17 protein-coding genes are annotated in these 18,508 nt (G+C 69.0%); 11 read left to right on the forward strand and 6 right to left on the reverse strand.

Annotated elements, in window-relative coordinates:
• Positions 1 to 7: 7 nt before the first annotated feature.
• Positions 8 to 862: a DMT family transporter gene (locus KUG39_RS01655; RefSeq protein ID WP_216913809.1), complete on the reverse strand. Its 855-nt coding sequence runs from the start codon at positions 860 to 862 to the stop codon at positions 8 to 10.
• Positions 863 to 1,107: 245 nt separating this feature from the next.
• Between KUG39_RS01655 and KUG39_RS01660 the strand changes: the two genes are divergently transcribed.
• A complete protein-coding gene (locus KUG39_RS01660; RefSeq protein ID WP_094585754.1) occupies positions 1,108 to 1,914 on the forward strand; it encodes an SDR family NAD(P)-dependent oxidoreductase in 807 nt (268 codons plus the stop codon).
• Between the two features lie 11 nt (positions 1,915 to 1,925).
• Here KUG39_RS01660 and KUG39_RS01665 read toward each other — a convergent pair whose 3' ends face one another.
• Positions 1,926 to 3,329, reverse strand: a complete 1,404-nt coding sequence (locus KUG39_RS01665; RefSeq protein WP_216913807.1) for an NAD(P)/FAD-dependent oxidoreductase — start codon at positions 3,327 to 3,329, stop codon at positions 1,926 to 1,928.
• Between the two features lie 161 nt (positions 3,330 to 3,490).
• Here KUG39_RS01665 and KUG39_RS01670 point away from each other — a divergent pair, with 161 nt between their 5' ends.
• Genes KUG39_RS01670 through KUG39_RS01715 form a run of 10 tightly spaced genes read left to right on the forward strand, consistent with a single transcriptional unit; the run spans position 3,491 to position 15,291 of the window.
• Positions 3,491 to 3,988 (forward strand): DUF2231 domain-containing protein, encoded by a 498-nt coding sequence (locus tag KUG39_RS01670; RefSeq protein WP_216913805.1) that lies wholly within the window; start codon positions 3,491 to 3,493, stop codon positions 3,986 to 3,988.
• Positions 3,988 to 4,611 (forward strand): DUF2231 domain-containing protein, encoded by a 624-nt coding sequence (locus KUG39_RS01675; RefSeq protein WP_216913803.1) that lies wholly within the window; start codon positions 3,988 to 3,990, stop codon positions 4,609 to 4,611. The genes KUG39_RS01670 and KUG39_RS01675 overlap by 1 nt, the downstream gene beginning before the upstream one ends.
• Before the next feature lie 13 nt (positions 4,612 to 4,624).
• A complete protein-coding gene (locus tag KUG39_RS01680; RefSeq protein ID WP_216913801.1) occupies positions 4,625 to 5,563 on the forward strand; it encodes a cytochrome c oxidase subunit II in 939 nt (312 codons plus the stop codon).
• A gap of 4 nt (positions 5,564 to 5,567) precedes the next feature.
• Complete coding sequence (locus tag KUG39_RS01685) at positions 5,568 to 7,238, forward strand: cytochrome c oxidase subunit I (protein WP_216913799.1); 1,671 nt, start codon at positions 5,568 to 5,570, stop codon at positions 7,236 to 7,238.
• A complete protein-coding gene (locus KUG39_RS01690; protein ID WP_216913797.1) occupies positions 7,235 to 7,843 on the forward strand; it encodes a cytochrome c oxidase subunit 3 in 609 nt (202 codons plus the stop codon). The genes KUG39_RS01685 and KUG39_RS01690 overlap by 4 nt, the downstream gene beginning before the upstream one ends.
• Before the next feature lie 3 nt (positions 7,844 to 7,846).
• Positions 7,847 to 9,361 (forward strand): GMC oxidoreductase, encoded by a 1,515-nt coding sequence (locus tag KUG39_RS01695; protein WP_216913795.1) that lies wholly within the window; start codon positions 7,847 to 7,849, stop codon positions 9,359 to 9,361.
• Entirely contained in the window at positions 9,358 to 12,129 is a 2,772-nt protein-coding gene (locus tag KUG39_RS01700) for an MGH1-like glycoside hydrolase domain-containing protein (RefSeq protein WP_216913793.1), read from the forward strand. Before KUG39_RS01695 ends, KUG39_RS01700 begins: the two co-directional genes overlap by 4 nt.
• Positions 12,126 to 13,775: a GMC family oxidoreductase gene (locus KUG39_RS01705; protein ID WP_286192985.1), complete on the forward strand. Its 1,650-nt coding sequence runs from the start codon at positions 12,126 to 12,128 to the stop codon at positions 13,773 to 13,775. The genes KUG39_RS01700 and KUG39_RS01705 overlap by 4 nt, the downstream gene beginning before the upstream one ends.
• Positions 13,776 to 13,783: 8 nt before the next feature.
• Positions 13,784 to 15,079, forward strand: coding sequence for an NHLP bacteriocin system secretion protein (locus KUG39_RS01710; RefSeq protein ID WP_216913791.1), 1,296 nt, complete (start codon positions 13,784 to 13,786; stop codon positions 15,077 to 15,079).
• Positions 15,076 to 15,291 (forward strand): hypothetical protein, encoded by a 216-nt coding sequence (locus KUG39_RS01715; RefSeq protein ID WP_216913789.1) that lies wholly within the window; start codon positions 15,076 to 15,078, stop codon positions 15,289 to 15,291. Before KUG39_RS01710 ends, KUG39_RS01715 begins: the two co-directional genes overlap by 4 nt.
• Here the strand turns inward: KUG39_RS01715 and KUG39_RS01720 are convergent.
• The 4 genes from KUG39_RS01720 to KUG39_RS01735 are packed head-to-tail and all read right to left on the reverse strand — an operon-like array spanning position 15,252 to position 18,486.
• The gene (locus KUG39_RS01720; RefSeq protein WP_216913787.1) at positions 15,252 to 16,952 is read right to left on the reverse strand and encodes a TolC family protein; all 1,701 of its coding nucleotides are present in this window, start codon (positions 16,950 to 16,952) and stop codon (positions 15,252 to 15,254) included. The genes KUG39_RS01715 and KUG39_RS01720 overlap by 40 nt on opposite strands.
• Positions 16,949 to 17,215: a hypothetical protein gene (locus tag KUG39_RS01725; protein WP_216913785.1), complete on the reverse strand. Its 267-nt coding sequence runs from the start codon at positions 17,213 to 17,215 to the stop codon at positions 16,949 to 16,951. Before KUG39_RS01725 ends, KUG39_RS01720 begins: the two co-directional genes overlap by 4 nt.
• A 5-nt stretch (positions 17,216 to 17,220) precedes the next feature.
• On the reverse strand, positions 17,221 to 17,493 hold the full coding sequence (locus tag KUG39_RS01730) for a hypothetical protein (protein WP_094585743.1): 273 nt from the start codon (positions 17,491 to 17,493) through the stop codon (positions 17,221 to 17,223).
• A gap of 42 nt (positions 17,494 to 17,535) precedes the next feature.
• A complete protein-coding gene (locus tag KUG39_RS01735; RefSeq protein ID WP_216913784.1) occupies positions 17,536 to 18,486 on the reverse strand; it encodes an RluA family pseudouridine synthase in 951 nt (316 codons plus the stop codon).
• Positions 18,487 to 18,508: the final 22 nt, after the last annotated feature.

The raw sequence follows: 18,508 nt of genomic DNA on the forward strand, positions 1-18,508 counted from the left end.
GCCAGAGTCATGGGACCGTTGGGGGCGGGTTCTGCCCCACCAGGCTCAGCACCCCACCGACACAGATCAGCACCGTTCCCACCACCACACCGGCGTTCGGGATCTGGCCGAACCAGATCCAGCCGATCAGGCCGGCGAAGACCACGGAGGCATACTGAAACGCCCCGATCGCACTGGGATCGGCATAGCTGTAGGCGCGGATCAGCAGAAACTGGAAACTGAGCAGGCAGAGGGCCGAAGCCAGCACCCACAGGAACTGATCCGACGTGATGGCATGGAAGCGCCCCACCATCATCAGGCTGGAGACCAGACCGCCGATGGTCAGAAAGTAGACGAGCTGCGTCAACGCCGACTCGCTCCTGCCCAGGGCCTTCACCGCCAGAAACTCAATGGCGCAGACGAATCCGGCCGCCAGGCCAAGCAGATCACCGGGTTTGTCCAGGAGACTGGCATTGGGCTGAACGACGATCACCATCCCGGCAAATCCCACCGCCAGGGCCTTCCAGAGGCTGGCAGGAATGCGCTGCCTGAGCACCAGCCAGGCCAGCAACGGGATGAACATCGGCGTCGTGTTCAGCAGCACATTGGCATTGACAAGATTCACCAGCTGGGCCGCCGACATGAACAGCAGAAAACCGCCCATGCCCATGCCGCCACGCAGCAGGTGAAGGGGAAACACGCGCGTCGGCAGATCGCGGCCGCCGCGCACGACCAGCAGGGGAATCAGCAGGAGCAGCGCCAGAATGAACGTCAGCCAGGTGAACATCAGGGCGTCCATGCCGCTGCCCACCGCCCGCGCAAACGCGCTCTGCAACGTGTTGGCGAGGAAGGCCGCCACCAGCAGGGCCGCGCCCCGGGTCACCGAAGGGCGGACCGACCCGTTCCGGTTCCCGTTGCTGTCCGGCCCCCGCAACGCCTCGCCGTCCATCGGGCTGGTTCCACTCGCTTTCGCCACAGACTAGGGGCCATCAGGAGTGGCGCCACGGTGACCGCATCCTGGTGATCAGTTGCCGATGCTGACAGCAACAATTCACTGAGCCGTTTCGGTGGCCGTCCCTAGGATGAAAGCGTGGAGATCCCTCCCCATTCCTTTCCCGGCCCCACCCGATGACGAGCTCCAACCCCCTGGCCGGCAAGGCCCTCTCCACCCTGCTGCAGGGCAAGGTCGCCATCGTCACCGGTGGCAACAGCGGCATCGGCAAATCGATCGTGGAGTATCTGGCCGAACTCGGTGCCAAGGTGGTGATCGATTACCGCTCCCATCCCGAAGCCACCGAAGAGCTCGAGCGTGAAATCGGCGCCTATGGCGGCAGCAGCTTCGGGGTTCAGGCCGATGTGGGCAAGCTCGATGACCTGCAGCGCCTGGTGGACACCACCGTGGAGAAATACGGTCGGCTCGATGTGATGATCAACAATGCCGGCATCGAAACCCGCACCTCGATCCTCACCACCACCCCGGATAACTTCGACAAGGTTCTGGATGTCAACCTGCGGGGCGTCTTCTTCGCCACCCAGTTCGCCGCCAAGCAGATGATCGCCCAGGGCGGCGGCGGCCGCATCATCAACATCTCCTCGGTGCACGAGGACTGGCCGATGCCCGACAACACCCCCTACTGCTGTGCCAAGGGCGGCGTGCGCATGCTCACCCGAACCGCGGCCCTGGAGCTGGCGCCCCACGGCATCACCATCGTCAATGTGGGCCCGGGAGCCGTGGCCACGCCGATCAACGACTCCACCATGAACAATCCCGAGCTGCTGGCCAAGCTCAACGCCGCCATCCCGATGGGCCGCATGGCCCAGCCGGAGGAGATCGCCAAGGTGGTGGGCTTCCTGGCCAGCGACGCCGCCAGCTACATCACCGCCACCACGATCTTCGCCGATGGTGGCCTGATGCACAGCAGCCCCGGCCTCTGAGGCGCCCCCCTTCAAGCCGGCGCAGGATCCTCCGCCCGTTCGGCCCGCTCCAGCCCCACCTCCACCCCCAGGTGCTGGTCGGGCCGGCCGGTGATCAGCAGGCTGGCCCGCTGCTGGGTGGCGATCACCCACAGCCACTTGGTCAGCAGGGTGAGGCGGTTCTCGTTGGCGGGCATGAAGGCGAGGTGGGCCAGGCCCCAGAGCAGCCAGCCCACAGGCCCGGTGAACTTCAGGCCCCGCAGATCGGCGACGGCGCAGAGGGGACCGATCACGGCCATGCTGCCGAAGTCGAACCAGCGGAACGTGGCCTGGCGCCGACCCACCAGCTGGGCCAGCAGGTCCTGGGCGACCCAGCCCCCCATCTGCACCGCCGGGCCGGCCATGCCCGGCAGGGGCTTGCCGTCGGCCGTGTGGGAATAGGAGCAGAGGTCGCCCACCACCCGGATCTCGGGATGGCCGGCGATCGAGAAGTCCGGCTCGACCACCACCCGCCCGCCGCGGTCGACCGTGCAACCGGTGCGCTCCGCCAGCAGCTTGCCGAGATGGGAGGCCCGCACCCCCGCGCTCCAGCAGATGGTGGCCGCCTCCAGCACCCGCTCGCTCGGCATTCCCGGCGCCGGTGCCTTGAAGGCCACCGTGAGCCGGCCCGCCTCGATGCTCTGGACCCGCCCTCCCAGCACCAGCTCGACACCGCAGGACATGAGGTAATCGCCGGCCGCTTTGGACAGCGACGGGTCCATGGCCCGCAGCAGCCGATCGCCGGGGTCGACGAGCACGACGCGGCAGAGCCCGGGGTCCAGCTGGCGGAAGTCGCGCTGGGCCGCGTGGCGCATCAGCTCGTTGATCGATCCGGCCAGTTCGCAGCCGGAGGGGCCGCCGCCGACCACCACCACCGACTGCAGAAAGCGGCAGCGTTCCGGATCCGGGGTCTGCTCGGCCTCCTCCAGGGCCGTCAGCACCCGCCGCCGGATCTCATCGGCGTGCTCGAGGATCTTCATCGGCGGCGCCAGTTCCCGCCACTCCTCATGGCCGAAGTAGGTGCTGCCGGAGCCGGTGGCCAGGATCAGGCTGTCGTAACGCAGGCGGCGATCGTTGAAGACCACCTCCCGGGAGGCGGCATCCAGATCGACCACTTCTCCCAGCAGCACCTGCACGTTGGCCGCCTTGGCGAGCAGCAGCCGCAGGGGCGTCGCCACATCGCCCTCGGACACCAGGCCGGAGGCCACCTGATACAGCAGCGGCTGGAAAAGATTGAAATTTCGCTTGTCCACCAGGGTCACCCGCACCGGCTGGCCGGCCAGCCGGTGGGCCGCCTTGAGGCCGGCGAAACCGCCGCCCACGATTACCACATGGGGCCAACTCTTCATCACGGCTTCGCTCGGCTCCAGCTCGAGGAAGAAGCGTTCCTTCGCCATCGATGCGGTCCGCGGGTTGCCTGAAAGGTAGGGAGGATCCCAGGAACGGCGAGCTCCCGGTCGCGTCGGGATATCGTCACAATCCTGCAATAAAAGCTCACAGAGCCAGGACAGCTCTCGGGGTCCGGCCATGGTGAAGGGGCACAGCGTGGCCGGTGCCCATGCAGCAACTGCTGCCAGCCCTCAATGACCACAACCTGCCCTGGATGGACACCCTCCATCCGATCGTGGTCCACTTCGTCATCGCCATGGCGGTGATCAGCGTGGTCTTCGATCTGATCGGTGTCGTGCTGCGGCGGCCGAATCTGTTTGAAGTCAGCTTCTGGAATCTGCTGTTCGCCACCGGGGCGATCTTCGTGGCGATCATCTTCGGCCAGGTGGAGGCGGGGCTGGCCGATCCCTATGGCGCCTCCCGGGCGATCCTCAACCTGCACAGCACCCTGGGCTGGTCCCTGGCCGGCATCCTCTCGGTGCTCACCGGCTGGCGCTACGTGTTGCGCAACCGGGACCCAGAGAGCCTGCCGCTGCCCTTCCTGGCCGCCGGCGGGGTGCTGGCCGCGCTGGTGGTGGTGCAGGTCACCCTGGGCAACCAGCTCATCTGGGTGTACGGGCTGCACACGGTGCCGGTGGTGGCCGCCGGACGGGCCGGGTTGATCTGATGGCCCCCTCCGTGCTCCAGGCCGAGGCCCCGATCCGGCAGCTGGGCGACTGGCTGGGGCCCAACGACCTGCCCTACAGCCTGCCGATCCACCCGAATCTGGTCCACTTCACGATCGGCCTGTTCGTGATCGCCATCGCCTTCGACGTCGTCGGGGCCCTCTATCCCCTCGAAAAGCGGGTGTTCCGCTTCCTGGCCCTGCCGATCACCCGGGCCGGTTTCCACGACGTGGGCTGGTACAACCTGCTGGCCTGCGCCATCGTCAGTTTCTTCACCGTGGCGGCCGGTTTCTTCGAGATGCTGCTGGCGGTGCCCCTGCCGGGCGTCACCAGCAGCATCGGCCTCCAGAGCATGGAAACCATGCTCTGGCATGGCGTCGGCGGGGTGGCGATCCTGCTGGCGATCATCGCCATGACCGTGTGGCGGGGCTACCAGCGCTTTCTGTGGCGCCGGGACATGGGCCGCCAGGTCCAGTGGCTCTACCTACTGGTGGGCCTGGCCCTGTTCCTGGTGATCGGTCTGCACGGCACCCTCGGGGCCGAACTGGCGGCCGAATTCGGCGTCCACATCACCGCCGACCAATTGCTGGCCAACGGCGCCGACCTCCGCGACGCCCTTCCTTGAGGGCCCCCCTGCCATGACCTCCGCACCCCCGCGTCGCCCCAGCCCCATCGCCCTCATCGCCCTGGCCCTCTGGGCGGGGCTGTTGGTGCTGGTCAGTCTCTGGGTTGCGGGGCAGTCGCTGCGCTGGCTGCCGGTCCAGGCCTCCAATGCCGCCCCGCTGGTGGACGGTCTGTTCAGCTTCGAGACCGGCGTCGGCACCTTCGTGTTCCTGGGGGTGATCTCGGTGATGGCCTGGGTGATGCTCGTGCACCGGGCCGAGAAGTACGACGAGAGCGACGCCGAGCCGATCGAGGGCAACACCCGCCTCGAGGTGATCTGGACCGCCATCCCGCTGGTGCTGGTGATGGCCATCGCCTGGTACGCCATCCAGGTGAACACCGAGCTCGGCGTGCTCGGGCCGATGGAGCACGTCCATCTGAGCGAACCCGTGCCGATGGCGATGGGCGCCTCGAAGGGCCAGGGGCCGGCAGAGGAGGTGGAGGTGATCGCCCGGCAGTGGTCGTGGGAGTTCCGCTATCCCGGCCAGCACGTCTCCAGCACGGAACTGCACCTGGAGCTGGATCGGCCGGTCACCTTCCGCCTGACCTCCGAGGACGTGCTGCACGGCTTCTTCATTCCGGCCTTCCGGCTCAAGCAGGACGTGATCCCGGGCCGGGCCATCGACTTCAGCCTCACCCCCACCCGCGTCGGGCGCTACCGCCTGCGCGACTCCCAGTTCAGCGGCACCTGGTTCGCCGCCAACCAGGCCGATGTGGTGGTCGAATCCGCCGACGACCATGCCGCCTGGCTGAAGCAGGCCGCCGCCGCCCCCCTGCAGCCGGGCCTCAGCGTCGCGGTCGACGAATACGCCGACCGCCAGACCAACCCCCGCGGCGGCTGGCCCACGGTGGTGCCGGCCCCGCCGCCCCTGGTGAACGCCCCCGGTTCCAGCTCCCTTCCCCACGACGCCTGAGGCCATGACCAGCACCGCCCTCTCCCCCGAAGCGCCCGCCTCCTGGCGCCGTTACTTCGGCTTCAGCACCGATGCCAAGGTGATCGGCATCCAGTACATCGTGGTGTCCTTCTTGTTCTTTCTCGTGGGTGGCCTGCTGGCCATGATCATGCGGGGGGAGCTGATCACGCCCGAGGCCGATCTGGTGGATCGCACCGTGTACAACGGTCTCTACACGATGCACGGAACGATCATGCTGTTTCTGTTCATCTTTCCGGTGCTCAACGGACTCAACAACCTGTTGATTCCCACCATGATCGGTGCCCCCGACATGGCCTTCCCCCGGCTCAACACCGCCGCCTTCTGGCTGGTGCCGGTGTTCGGCATCCTGCTGATCGCCAGCTTCTTCGTGCCCAGCGGCCCGGCCACCTCCGGCTGGTGGTCCTATCCGCCGGTGAGTCTCCAGAACCCCCTCGGCCATCTGATCAACGGAGAGTTCCTCTGGGTGCTGGCGGTGGCCCTCTCCGGCGTCTCCTCGATCATGGGGGCGGTGAACTTCGTCACCACGATCCTGCGGATGCGGGCGCCGGGCATGGGTTTCTTCCGCATGCCCGTGTTCTGCTGGACGGCCCTGGCGGCCCAGACCCTGCAGCTGATCGGCCTGCCCGCCCTCACCGGCGGCGCCGTGATGCTGCTGCTGGATCTCAGCGTCGGCACCTCGTTCTACCGGCCGGAAGGGGGCGGCGATCCGGTGCTGTATCAGCACTTCTTCTGGTTCTATTCGCACCCGGCGGTGTATGTGATCATCCTGCCGGTGTTCGGCATCTTCTCGGAGCTGTTTCCCGTCTATTCCCGCAAGCCCCTGTTCGGCTACGTCTATGTTTGCCTGGCCTCCTTCATCATCGTCGGCCTGGGGCTGATCGTCTGGGTGCACCACATGTTCCCCAGTGGCGTCACCCAGTGGATGCGCAACCTGTTCATGGTCACCACGATGCTGATCGCCGTGCCCACCGGTGTGAAGGTGTTCGCCTGGCTGGGCACCCTATGGCGGGGCAAGATCCGGCTCACCACCCCGATGCTGTTCTGCCTGGGTGGCCTGTTCAACTTCGTCTTCGCCGGCATCACCGGCATCATGCTGGCCACCGTGCCGATCGACATTCACGTCAGCAACACCTACTTCGTGGTGGGTCACTTCCACTACGTGATCTATGGCGCGGCCGTCATGGGCGTGTTCGCCGCCATCTACCACTGGTTCCCCAAGTTCACCGGCCGCATGCCCTACGAGGGCCTCGGCAAGCTGCACTTCGTGCTCACCTTCATCGGCGCCAACCTCAACTTCCTGCCCATGCACCCCCTCGGCCTGATGGGCATGCCCCGACGGGTCTCCTCCTACGACCCGGAGTTCGCCTTCTGGAACGTGCTGGCCAGCCTGGGGGCCTTCCTGCTGGGGGTCTCGATCATCCCCTTCCTGCTCAACATGATCAGCTCCTGGGCCCGGGGGCCGAAGGCCCCGCACAACCCCTGGAACGCCATCGGCCTGGAGTGGCTGCTGCCGTCACCCCCGGCGGAGGACAACTTCGGTGAGCACGTTCCCACCGTGATCAGCCGCCCCTACGGCTATGGCACGGGTGAACCGCTGGTGGAGCACCAGGCCGAGATCGAACGCGCCCTCACCCTTCAGGAGGCCAACCGATGAGCAGCACCCCCGCCACCCCCGGCGACACGGCCGCGACCCACGGCCACGGCGAAGGGCAGCACGCGAACCACAACCTCACCGGCTTCATCATCTTCCTGTGCTCCGAAAGCGTCATCTTCCTGGCGTTCTTCAGCGGTTACGCCCTGCTGCGGCTCTCCGCCCTCGACTGGCTGCCCGCCGGCGTGGACGGCCTCGAATGGCGCCTGCCGCTGATCAACACGGTGGTGCTGGTCTCCAGCTCCTTCACGATGGTGGTGGCCGAGCATTTCAAGGGCAAGGGGAAGATCTGGCTGTTCCGGGGCTTCTGGTTACTGACCATGGCCATGGGGACCTATTTCCTCTACGGCCAGGCGGTGGAGTGGCGCGGCCTCAGCTTCGGCTTCACCTCCGGCACCTTCGGCGGCACCTTCTATCTGCTCACCGGCTTCCATGGCCTGCATGTGCTCACCGGCATCCTGCTGATGGGCCTGATGCTGGCTAAATCCTTCGTCCCCGGCAACTACGACCGGGGTGAAGAAGGCGTCATCGCCACGTCCCTGTTCTGGCACTTCGTGGATGTGATCTGGATCATCCTGTTCGTGCTGCTCTACGTCTGGAGAGCCTGAACCATGATCATCGACGACACCCACTACGACGTGATCCTGATCGGCAGCGGCGCCGGTGGCGGCACCCTGGCCGCCGCCCTCGCCGATGGGGGCCACACCGTGCTGCTGCTGGAGCGCGGTGGGGTGATGCCCCAGGCGGATCAGAACGTGGCCGAAGTGGGGCTGTTCCGCAAGCCCCGCTACCACCCCGAGGAGAAGTGGTTCGGCACCGACGGTGATCCCTTCTCCCCCCAGATGGTGCACGCCATCGGCGGCAACACCAAGATCTGGGGCGGCGTGCTCGAACGCATGCGGGAAGCGGAGTTCACCGGCGTGGCGCTCCAGGAGGGTCCGTCCCCGGACTGGGAACTGCGCTACGACGACCTGGCCCCCTGGTACGAGCGGGCCGAAGCGCTCTATCGCGTCCACGGCGTGGCCGGTGCCGACCCCACCGCCCCGGCGATGCAGGGCGCCTATCCCGCCGCGCCGCGGCCGGTGGAGCCATTCCTGGTGGAACTGCGCAGCGCCCTGGAACGCCAGGGACTGCATCCCTACGACCTGCCCCTGAGCTGGTCCGACTCGGCGGTCGATCCCTCCGGCGATGCCGAGCTGTTCGGGGTGGATCCGGCGCGGGGCTCCAGCACCGTGACGGTGCGGGAGAACGCCCGGGTGCTGCAGCTGCACGTCAACCCGTCGGGCCAGGAGGTGCGCGGCGTCGAGGTGGAGATCGACCACCAGCGCTGGCTGTTCCGCAGCCACCAGGTGGTGCTGGCCGCCGGGGCCATCGGCACGCCGGAGATCCTGCTGCGTTCCGCCACCGACCACCACGCCCGCGGCCTGGCCAACGGCTCCGACCAGGTGGGCCGCAACCTGATGAAGCCCCAGCTCACCTCGATCCTGCAGCTGGCGGCCGCCCCCAACTCGGGCCGCTACGGCCGGGGCCATGGCATCACCGACTTCTACTGGGGCGACAAGAACGTCGACTTCCCGCTCGGCTCGATCCAGAGCGGCGGCGGGGTGCTGCAGGACGCCCTGTTCGCCGAGTCACCGCCGGTGCTCTCCCTGGTGACCCGCCTGCTGCCGGACTTCGGCCTCGAGCAGCTGGCCGCCCGCTCGATCACCTGGTGGGCGATGAGCGCCGTGCGGCCCGATCCCCACAACCGGATCGCCCTGCGGGGCCAGCAGCTGCAGGTCCACTACACGGCCAACAACCGGGAGGCCCACGACCGCCTCGTCTACCGCTGGATCGACTGCCTCAAGGCCGTGGAGGCCGACCCCCTGACCCTGGTGGCCAAGGCCGCCCCCACCCATCCCCGCGGCGAGGCGCCCCTGCCGGTGATCGGCGGCGCCTGCGGCACCTGCCGCATGGGCTCGGATCCGGCCACCTCGGTGGTGAACCTCGACGGCCGCAGCCACGAGCTGGCCAACCTCTGGATCGCCGATGCCAGCGTGCTGCCCTCCTGCCCTTCGGTGGGGGTGGGACTCACGGTGATCGCCAATGCCCTGCGCATCGGCGCCGCCCTGAAGGCCTCCCTATGACGGCCAGCGTCCCCAGCCGCGCCGCCATCGACGCCATCACCCCGTCGGAAACCCGGCGCATGGCCGAGCGCGACCACGGCCTCGCCCCCTGGAACCTCTGGGGCAGCTACCTGAGCGAGCGCCAGTGGGGCACGGTGCGGGAGGACTACTCCGCCGACGGCGACGCCTGGACCTCCTTCCCCCACGACCACGCCCGTTCCCGCGTCTACCGCTGGGGCGAGGACGGCCTGCTGGGCCTCTGCGACGACCAGTGCCGCCTCTGCTTCTCCCTGGCCCTCTGGAACGGCGTGGACCCGATCCTCAAGGAACGGCCCTTCGGCCTCGGCAACCCCGAAGGCAACCACGGCGAGGACCTCAAGGACTACTTCTTCCATCTCGCCAACACCCCGACCCACAGCTTCATGCGGGGGCTGTACAAGTACCCGCAGCGGGCCTTCCCCTACGCCGATCTGCTGGTGGAGAACGGCCGCCGCGGCCGGGACCAGCCCGAGTACGAACTCGTCGACACGGGCATCTTCGACGACAGCCGCTACTTCGATGTCCTCATCGAGTACGCCAAGGCCGGACCGGAGGACCTGCTGATCCGGATCCGGGCCACCAACCGCGGCCCCGATCCCGCCCCCCTCACCCTGCTGCCCAGCCTGTGGCTGCGCAACACCTGGCGCTGGGGCTATCCCGATGAGGTCGAGCACGGGATCCGCCCGCTCGCCGGCGCCGGTGATGGCTCTGCGGGTGACGCCGGCGGCCCTTCGATCGTCACCGATGCCCTGCCCCATCTGGGGGTGTACCAGCTCGACTGCCGGGAGCCCGGCACCTGGATCTTCACCGACAACGAAACCAACAGCGAGCGGCTCTGGGGCCAGCCCAACGCCACACCCTTCCAGAAGGACGGGTTCCATCGCCATGTGGTCGAGGGCGAAGCCGGCGCGGTGAATCCGGCCCTGCGGGGCAGCAAGGCGGGGCGCGTGCTGCAGCGCACCCTGGCCGCGGGCGAGGAGTGGCTGGTGGAGCTGCGCCTGCATCGGATCGACGGCCCCGCAACGGGCCCGACCGAGCAAGGGGAGGCGTTCGGGGAGGCGTTTGGGGAGGCGTTTGGGGAGGCGTTTGGCGCGATCTTCAGCGAGCGCGAGCGGGAGTGGCTGGAGTACTTCGACCATCGGGTGCCGGGGCTGTCCGAGGACGACCGCCGCATCCACCTGGCCGGCACCGCCGGACTGCTCTGGTGCAAGAAGTACTACGGCTGGAGCGTGATGCGCTGGCTCGAGGGGGACCCCACCGGCACACCCCCGCCGGCCGAGCGGCGCCACACCCAGAACGCCTTCTGGCAGCGGCTGCACGCCCACGACGTGATCTCGATGCCGGACAGCTGGGAGTACCCCTACTTCTGCCAGTGGGATCTGATGTTCCACTCCGTGGCCTTCGCCGTCTTCGATCCGGCCACGGCCAAGGAGCAGTGCATGCTGCTGCGCAAGCCCCAGTACACCGCCCCCAACGCCCAGACCCCCGCCTATGAGTGGGCCCTGTCCGATCCCAACCCCCCGATCGGCGCCTGGGCGGCGATGCGCATCTATCAGATCGATCGCAAGAACAGCGACGCCGCCGATCTGGCCTTCCTGCGCGCCGCCCTGCGCAAGCTGATCCTGGAGTACGGCTGGTGGGCCAACCGCAACGACCGCTCCGGCGACAACGTCTTCGAGGGGGGATTCCTGGGCCTCGACAACATCGGCGTGTTCGATCGGCGCTTCCCCCTGGCCGACGGCAGCATCATCGAGCAGTGCGACGGCACGGCCTGGATGGCCTCGCTCAGTCTCAACCTGCTGCAGATCGCCGTGGAGCTGAGCCGCGAGGAACCGGAGTACGCCGACATCTGCGAGCGGTTCGTGGTGGATTTCGTGCAGCTGGCCATCGGCCTCAACAATCCCGCCGGCCGCAACTACCTCAACTGGGACGAGGAGGACGGCTTCTACTACGACGTGATCAAGCGGCCCAACGGCAGCGTCGACTATCTGCGCACCCGTTCACTCTCGGGCCTGGTGCCCCTGCTGGCGGTGCAGAGCTTCGACATCGACACCGTGGCACGGTTGCCGATGCTCGATGTCACCCACACCCTGGCCTGGTTCACCCATGAGCGCACCACGCCCTCCTGGATTGTGGAGAACCTGGGAATCTGGAACAACGACCGGGTGCTGTTCACCCTGGTGCCCCGGGAGCGCCTGCAGCGCATCTGCGAGCGGCTCTTCGATGAGGAGGAGTTTCTCTCCCCCTACGGCATCCGCTCCCTCTCCAAGGTGTATGCGCAGCACCCCTACACGTACACCGAAGGCAGCGAGAGTGAGACGCTCGCCTACAGCCCGGCCGACAGTCCGGTGGCGATGTTCGGGGGCAACTCCAACTGGCGCGGGCCGGTGTGGATGCCGATGAACTTCCTGCTGATCGAATCGCTGCAGAAGTTCGCCCACTTCTACGGGGACAGCTTCAAGGTGGAGTTCCCCACCCGCTCGGGCCACTGGATGACGCTCTGGGAGGCCTCCCTGGAGCTGGAGAAGCGGCTGGTGGGTCTGTTCCGGCGCGACGGACAGGGCCGCCGCCCCTTCAATGGCGCCGTGGAACTGTTCCAGAGCGATCCCCACTGGCGCGATCTGATCCTGTTCAACGAATACTTCCACGGCGACAATGGCCGTGGCGTCGGCGCCTCCCACCAGACCGGCTGGAGCGCCATGGTCTGCAAGATGCTCAACCAGCTCAATCGCTACCCCATCCAGCCATGAGCACCCCGTCCCCCAGCGCCGCCATCGCCGCCATCGCGGATCCGAGCCTTCACAGCTCGCCCCTGCCGGAGGCGGCCCAGCTGCAGGTGAGCCACGGCGCCCACTTCGACGTGGTGATCATCGGCAGCGGCGCCGGCGGCGGCACCCTGGCCCGCCACCTGGCCCCCACGGGCCTGAAGGTGCTGGTGCTGGAGCGGGGCGACTGGCTGCCCCAGGAACCCCAGAACTGGGACGCCGAAGCGGTGTTCCAGCAGAACCGCTACGTGTCGAAGGATCCCTGGCTCGACAAGCACGGCAAGCCCTTCCAACCCGGCAGCCATTACTTCGTCGGCGGCGCCACCAAGATGTATGGCGCCGCCCATTTCCGCCTGCGCCAGCAGGACTTCGAGGAGCTCGCCCACTTCGACGGCACCTCGCCGGCCTGGCCCCTGCGCTACGCCGACTTCGAGCCCTGGTACCAGAAGGCCGAGGAGATGTACCACGTGCACGGCCAGCGCGGTGAGGATCCCACCGAGCCGCCCTGCAGCGGCCCCTATCCCCATCCGCCGGTGGCCCATGAGCCGCGGATGCAGCAGCTGGTCGACGACCTGCGCTCCGCCGGGCTCCATCCCTTCCACGCCCCCAGCGGCGTCCAGCTGGATGAAGCCCACATGGCCTTCAGCCGCTGCCGCAAGTGCAACTGCTGCGATGGCTTCCCCTGCCTGGTGCACGCCAAGTCGGACGCGGAGGTGCTGGGCATCCGGCCGGCCCTGGCGCAGCCGAACGTGTCCCTGCTGACGCGGGCCCAGGTGAAGCGCCTGATCACCGATGAATCCGGCCGCACGGTGAAGGCGGTGGAACTGGAGCGGGACGGCGAACCGCTGACGGTCAGCGGTGATGTGGTGGTGGTGAGCTGCGGCGCCGCCAACAGCGCCCGGCTGCTGCTGCAGTCGGCCAACGACCGCCATCCCCGGGGCCTGGCCAACGGCTCCGACCAGGTGGGTCGCCACTACATGTTCCACAACAGCAAGGCGATGGTGGCCCTGGCCCATGAGCCGAACCGCACCATCTTCCAGAAAACGGTGTCGATCAACGACTGGTATCTCGGGGATGCCGACTTCGATTACCCGATGGGCAACATCCAGATGACGGGCAAGACCAACGGCACGATCATGAAGGGCTACGCGCCACTGGAAACCTTCCTGATGCCCGGCTGGAGCATGGACAAGATCGCTGAACATGCGCTCGACTTCTGGATCTCCAGTGAGGATCTGCCCGATCCGAACAACCGGGTGACCGTCACCAGCTCGGGCCAGATCCAGCTTAGCTACACCCCCAACAACCTCACCGCCTCGGCGCGCCTGGTGAGCCGCCTGGAGGGCCTGCTGGACCGCCTCTATCTCCGCAACCACCTGGTGGAGCGCCAGTTCTACATCGCCAACAGCATGGGCATCGCCGCCGTGGGGCACCAGGCCGGCACCTGCCGCTTCGGCAGCGATCCGGCCACCTCGGTGCTCGACCTCAACTGCAAGGCCCACGAGCTCGACAACCTCTACGTCGTCGACACCAGCTTCATGCCGACGATCGGCGCCGTGAACCCCTCCCTCACCGCCATCGCCAATGCCCTGCGGGTGGGCACCCAACTGGTGGAACGGCTGCGGGGCTGAGGGTGGCCATGGAAGCGTCGGAGGAAGCGGCGGAACGGCGGGTGCTGGTGGCCCTGGGCAGCGCCTGGGCCCTGACGGCCGGCTGGTTCCTGTTCTGGCCGGTGCCCACCGAGGTGGTCGGCCGGGGGGTCGTGATCGTGCCCGGCGGCGCCACGGTGATCGATTCCCGGGCCGAGGGCCAGATCCTCAGCTTGCCGGTGCGGGAGGGCCAGCGGGTGAGCCGGGGCCAGACCCTGATCCGCCTTTACCTGCCAACCCTGGAGCAGCAGCTGCGCCGCCAGGAGAAGGACCTGGCCGAACTGATCCGCATCAACGCCGATCTCGACCGCCGCGACCGGGCGCGGCTGGCCTCGGCCCTGCGCCTGCGGGACACCGCCCTGGCCAAGCTGGAGGGCAACCGCGGGCGCCTGGACGCCCTGCGTCGGGTCTACGACCGGAAGGTGGCCGATTTCCGCCATCTGGCCCGCCGCGAGGTGGTGGCCCCCCTGGCCGCGGAAGTGGTGGCCAGCGAGGACCGGGCCATCCAGCTCGACAACAGCGTCGCCGAACTGGGCATCCGGCAGCGGGAGGCCATCGACGCCTGGGAGAAGGTCCGGCTCGCCATCGACACCGAAGCCCAGCGGCGGCGCTTCGCCATCCAGGACGCCCGCCGCGCCGTCCGGGTCACCCAGACCCGCCTGAGCTACGACGGCACCCTCACCGCCACCCGGGACGGGCGGCTGCTCGACCTGCAGGTGGTGCGGGGCCAGACGGTGAAGCCCGGGCAGCGCCTCGGCACCCTGGGGAGCCCCCGGGCGGACCGCGGCAACGCCGACGGCGGCGGCCAGGCCCTGCAGGCGGTGGCCTACTTCGCCCCGGCCGATGCCCGCCGCCTGCGCTCCGGCCTGGCCATGGAGGTGGTGCCGGACTGGAACGAGCGGGGCCGCTTCGGCGGCATCCGCGGTCGTGTGCGCAACATCAACCTGCTGCCCGCCACCCGCGAGGACGTCAACACCACCATGGGCAACCCCCAGCTGGCGGAGGCCCTGGTGCGCAACGGGCCGGTGATGCGCACCGAGATCGCCCTGCTGCCTACAGCCGGCGGCTCCGGCCGCGACGGCTACCGCTGGACCCTCAGCCGCGGCAGCAGCGTCTTTCCGATCCGCGAGGGGCTGACGCTCAAGGCCCACGGCTACGTCGAATGGCGCCCGCCGGTCAGCTACCTGCTGCCGCTGCTGCGCGACCTCACCGGCAGCTACCGAACCCTGCGCCAGCAGGAGCGCCAGGACCAGCCGGCCCTGCGGCAGCGGGACGCCCTGCCATGACCCGCGAACTTCCCTGGCTGGTGCTGGAGGGGGCCCTGCTGGTGGTGCTCCTGCATGCCAATGCCCCGGAGGTGTGGTTCTGGTTCGCCGCCCTGCTGGTGCTGCTGCTGTGGCGCTCGTTCGCCTGGCGCCAGCGCCGCTGGCAGCGGCTGCAGGAACGCCAGGGCAACGCTCAGGAGCCGTCCAGCACCAGCGGCAGCGCCACCGGCTGATCGGGCCGGTCCGGCACCGGCAGCAGTTCGCGCAGCAGCTGGGCGTAGCTGACATTGGCCAGGGTGGTGGATTCGGCCACCCCCTCCATCGCGCCGGTGAGGGTGGCGACGGTGTCGGCCACGTCGCTGTAATCGGCCAGCCCCAGCTGGTAGCGGGCCCGCACGTCACGGAAGGCCTCGCGGGAGGCGCTGTAGGAGGCGCGGGCCGCCACGATCTGGCGCAGGGCGGCCCGATGGTCGTAGAAGGCGGCCTCGAGGCGCTGGCGGATGGCGTTGCGCTCCCGGGCCAGCTGCTGGTCGGTGCGGGCGGCGGCGCTGCGGCTGGCGGCCACGGCGCCGGCGGTGACGCCGCCGTCGAAGAAGCGCCAGTGCAGCTGCAGCCCCGCCGCCCAGTCGGAGCGCTGGTTGAGCAGCTGGGGGATGAGGGCCGAACTGCAGCAGCCCTCCAGCTGGATCACGGGCTGGGTGATCAGCCCCTGGCCGTAGCCACCGGTGGCCACCAGCCGCAGGCTGGGCAGCAGCTCGGCGGCGCGGCGGTCGGCCTGGCGCAGCAGGGCGTCGCGGGCGGCCTGCAGGGCCCGCAGCTGGGGATTGTCCTGCCAGCCGCGCACGATCGTCTGCTCCAGATCGAGGGGCCAGGGGGGCTGCAGCCGCACCGCATCGCTGGCCCGCAGGCTGACGTCGAACGGCACGTTGATCAGGTTGCTGAGCTGGCGCTGGCGACTCAGCTGCAGGGCCTCCGCCTGCTCGAAGCGATAGCGGCTCTGCTGCAGGGCGGCCTCGGCGCGGAGCCGGTCGAGCCGCGGCACCAGGCCCGCCTGCTGGAGGGCCGCCACCTGGTCGCGCACCACCGTGTCGCTGTCGACGACGGCCCGGCGGATCCGCAGCAGCTGGTCGGCGAGCTGCAGGCCGTAGTAAGCGATGCTCACGTCCAGCTGCAGCTGGCGCAGCCGGTCGGCGTAGCGCTGGCGGGAGGCCTTGAGGCTGTCGTCGGCCTCGGCGATGGCGGCGGCGCGATACGGGCTGAGCAGCTCCCAGGCCAGCTCCACCCGGGCGGCGGCCGCCCCGACGTTGGACTGGACCACATTCCAGCCCTGGTTGCGGACCAGAAACGGGGAGCCCGACGGATAGATGCCGGCGTTGTCGGTCCAGACCTGGTTGTAGGAACGCTGCTGGCTGAAACCACCCGCCAGGTTCAGGCCCAGCTCTGGCCAGCGGCGGCCCCGGGCCGAACCGGCCAGGTCCTGCTGCTCGCGCACGCCGAGCACGGCGGCGGCCAGATCGGGATCGTTGCGCACGGCCACAGTCAGGGCCTCGGCCAGGCTGAGCCGCTGGCGCCGCTCGATCCGCACCGCCTCGGGCACCTGGGGCAGGGCCGTCGCCGCCGGCGCCGGCAGCGACGGATCGGGCAGGCCGGGGAGGGTGGCGTCCGGCCCCCCGGTGGCGTCGGCCTCGGGCGCGGCGGGCAGCAGGGTGCGGTCCAGGCGCTCAAGGTCGTCCTGGAACCCCTGGAGGCTGCGCAGCAGCGCCGGGGAGGGGGGCGGCAGGCGCCGGGGCCGGGGGGCGGCGATCAGCTCCTGGCCCCAGGCCTGGGCCATCGGTGCCGCCAGCGCCAGGCCCAGGACCGGGGCCAGGCAGCGTCGGACCTGACGCCGGATCACGACGACCGGGCCCCGCCGGAGGCCCCCGGTGGGGCGACAGGGGGTGCCTCCGGCGGGGCGCCCGTGCTGCGGGCCTGCATCAGATCGTGGAGACCCAGGCTGGTGCGGGCCAGGCAGCCGATCGAGAAGCAGATCGCGGCACTGCCGAACAGCCCCAGCTGCGCCTCCCTGGTCTCCCCTTCGATGCGCGTCATCGCCAGCAGCACCACCCCGGCGGCCAGCCAGGGCAGGGTGACGACCAGGCCGAGCTGGGATCGGGTCATCGCCATCAGCGCAGGCCCAGCTCCCGGCGCAGCTGCAGCTCCAGCTGGCGCACGGCACCGACCCGCGCCATGGCCCAGGAGAGCTTGCAGACGCAGCCGATCGAGAAGCAGATCGCGGCGTTGCCGAACAGCCCCCAGGCGTGGCTGTGGAGGTTGAAGTCCTCCGCCAGCAGGAGCCGCAGCGCCAGGATCACCAGCAGGCCGGCCACCACCCAGGGGCCATACACCCAGCCGACGAAGAACTGGTCGACGAACAGCCGTCGCGGCGGCGGGGCCATGACACCGGGATCCAGGGTTTCAAGTCTGCCGCAGCAACGCCCTCAGGACGACCGCCGCCGCAGGGCCAGCAGCAGCTTCTCGAACACCTCCGGCAGGGGCGCCTCGCACACCAGCCGCTCGCCGCTGATCGGGTGGTCGAGGGCCAGCCGCACCGCGTGCAGGGCCTGGCCGGGCAGCGCCACCGGCAGCTTGCGGCAGCGGCCATAGGTGGCATCCCCCACGATCGGGTGGCCCGTGTGGGCGCAGTGGACCCGGATCTGGTGGGTGCGGCCCGTGTCGAGCTTGAAGCGCAGCAGGGCGTAGTCGCCCAGGGCTTCGATCAGGCGCCAGTGGGTGCAGGCATGGCGTCCGGTGGTGTCCGTGACCACGGCGTACTTCTTGCGATCGGCTGGATGGCGGCCGATGGCGCCCACGATCGTGCCGCTGTCCGCCGCGGGCTGGCCGTGCACCACCGCCAGGTACTCCCGCGAGGCGATGCGCTTCTGGATCTGCACCTGCAGCTTCACCAGGGCCTCCTGGCTCTTGGCGACGACGATGCAGCCGGTGGTGTCCTTGTCGAGGCGGTGGACGATGCCGGGGCGCATCTCGCCGCCGATGCCCGGCAGGTCGGGGCAGTGGTGGAGCAGGCCGTTCACCAGGGTGCCGTCCTTGTTGCCGGGGGCCGGATGGACCGTGAGCCCGGCGGGCTTGTTGATCACGATCAGATGCTCGTCCTCGAACAGCACCTCCAGCGCCATCGGCTGGGGAACCAGATAGGGCAGGGGCTCCGGCGGCGGCATCCACAGCTCGACGGTGTCGTCGGTGCGCAGGGGGGTCTTGGCCCGGCCCGTGACGCCATTGACCCGCACGTAGCCCGCATCGATGAACTTCTGGATGCGGGCCCGGCTCTGCTCGGGCCGCTGGGACACCAGCCAGCGATCCAGCCGCATCGGCAGCGGCTTCGGGTAATGGAGCGTCAGCAGCTCCCCTTCGCCTTCCCCGAAGCCAGCCATCAGAACCCCATTGGAATGCCTC

This window comes from Synechococcus sp. CCAP 1479/10, from assembly GCF_019038515.1.
Classification (GTDB): domain Bacteria; phylum Cyanobacteriota; class Cyanobacteriia; order PCC-6307; family Cyanobiaceae; genus Cyanobium.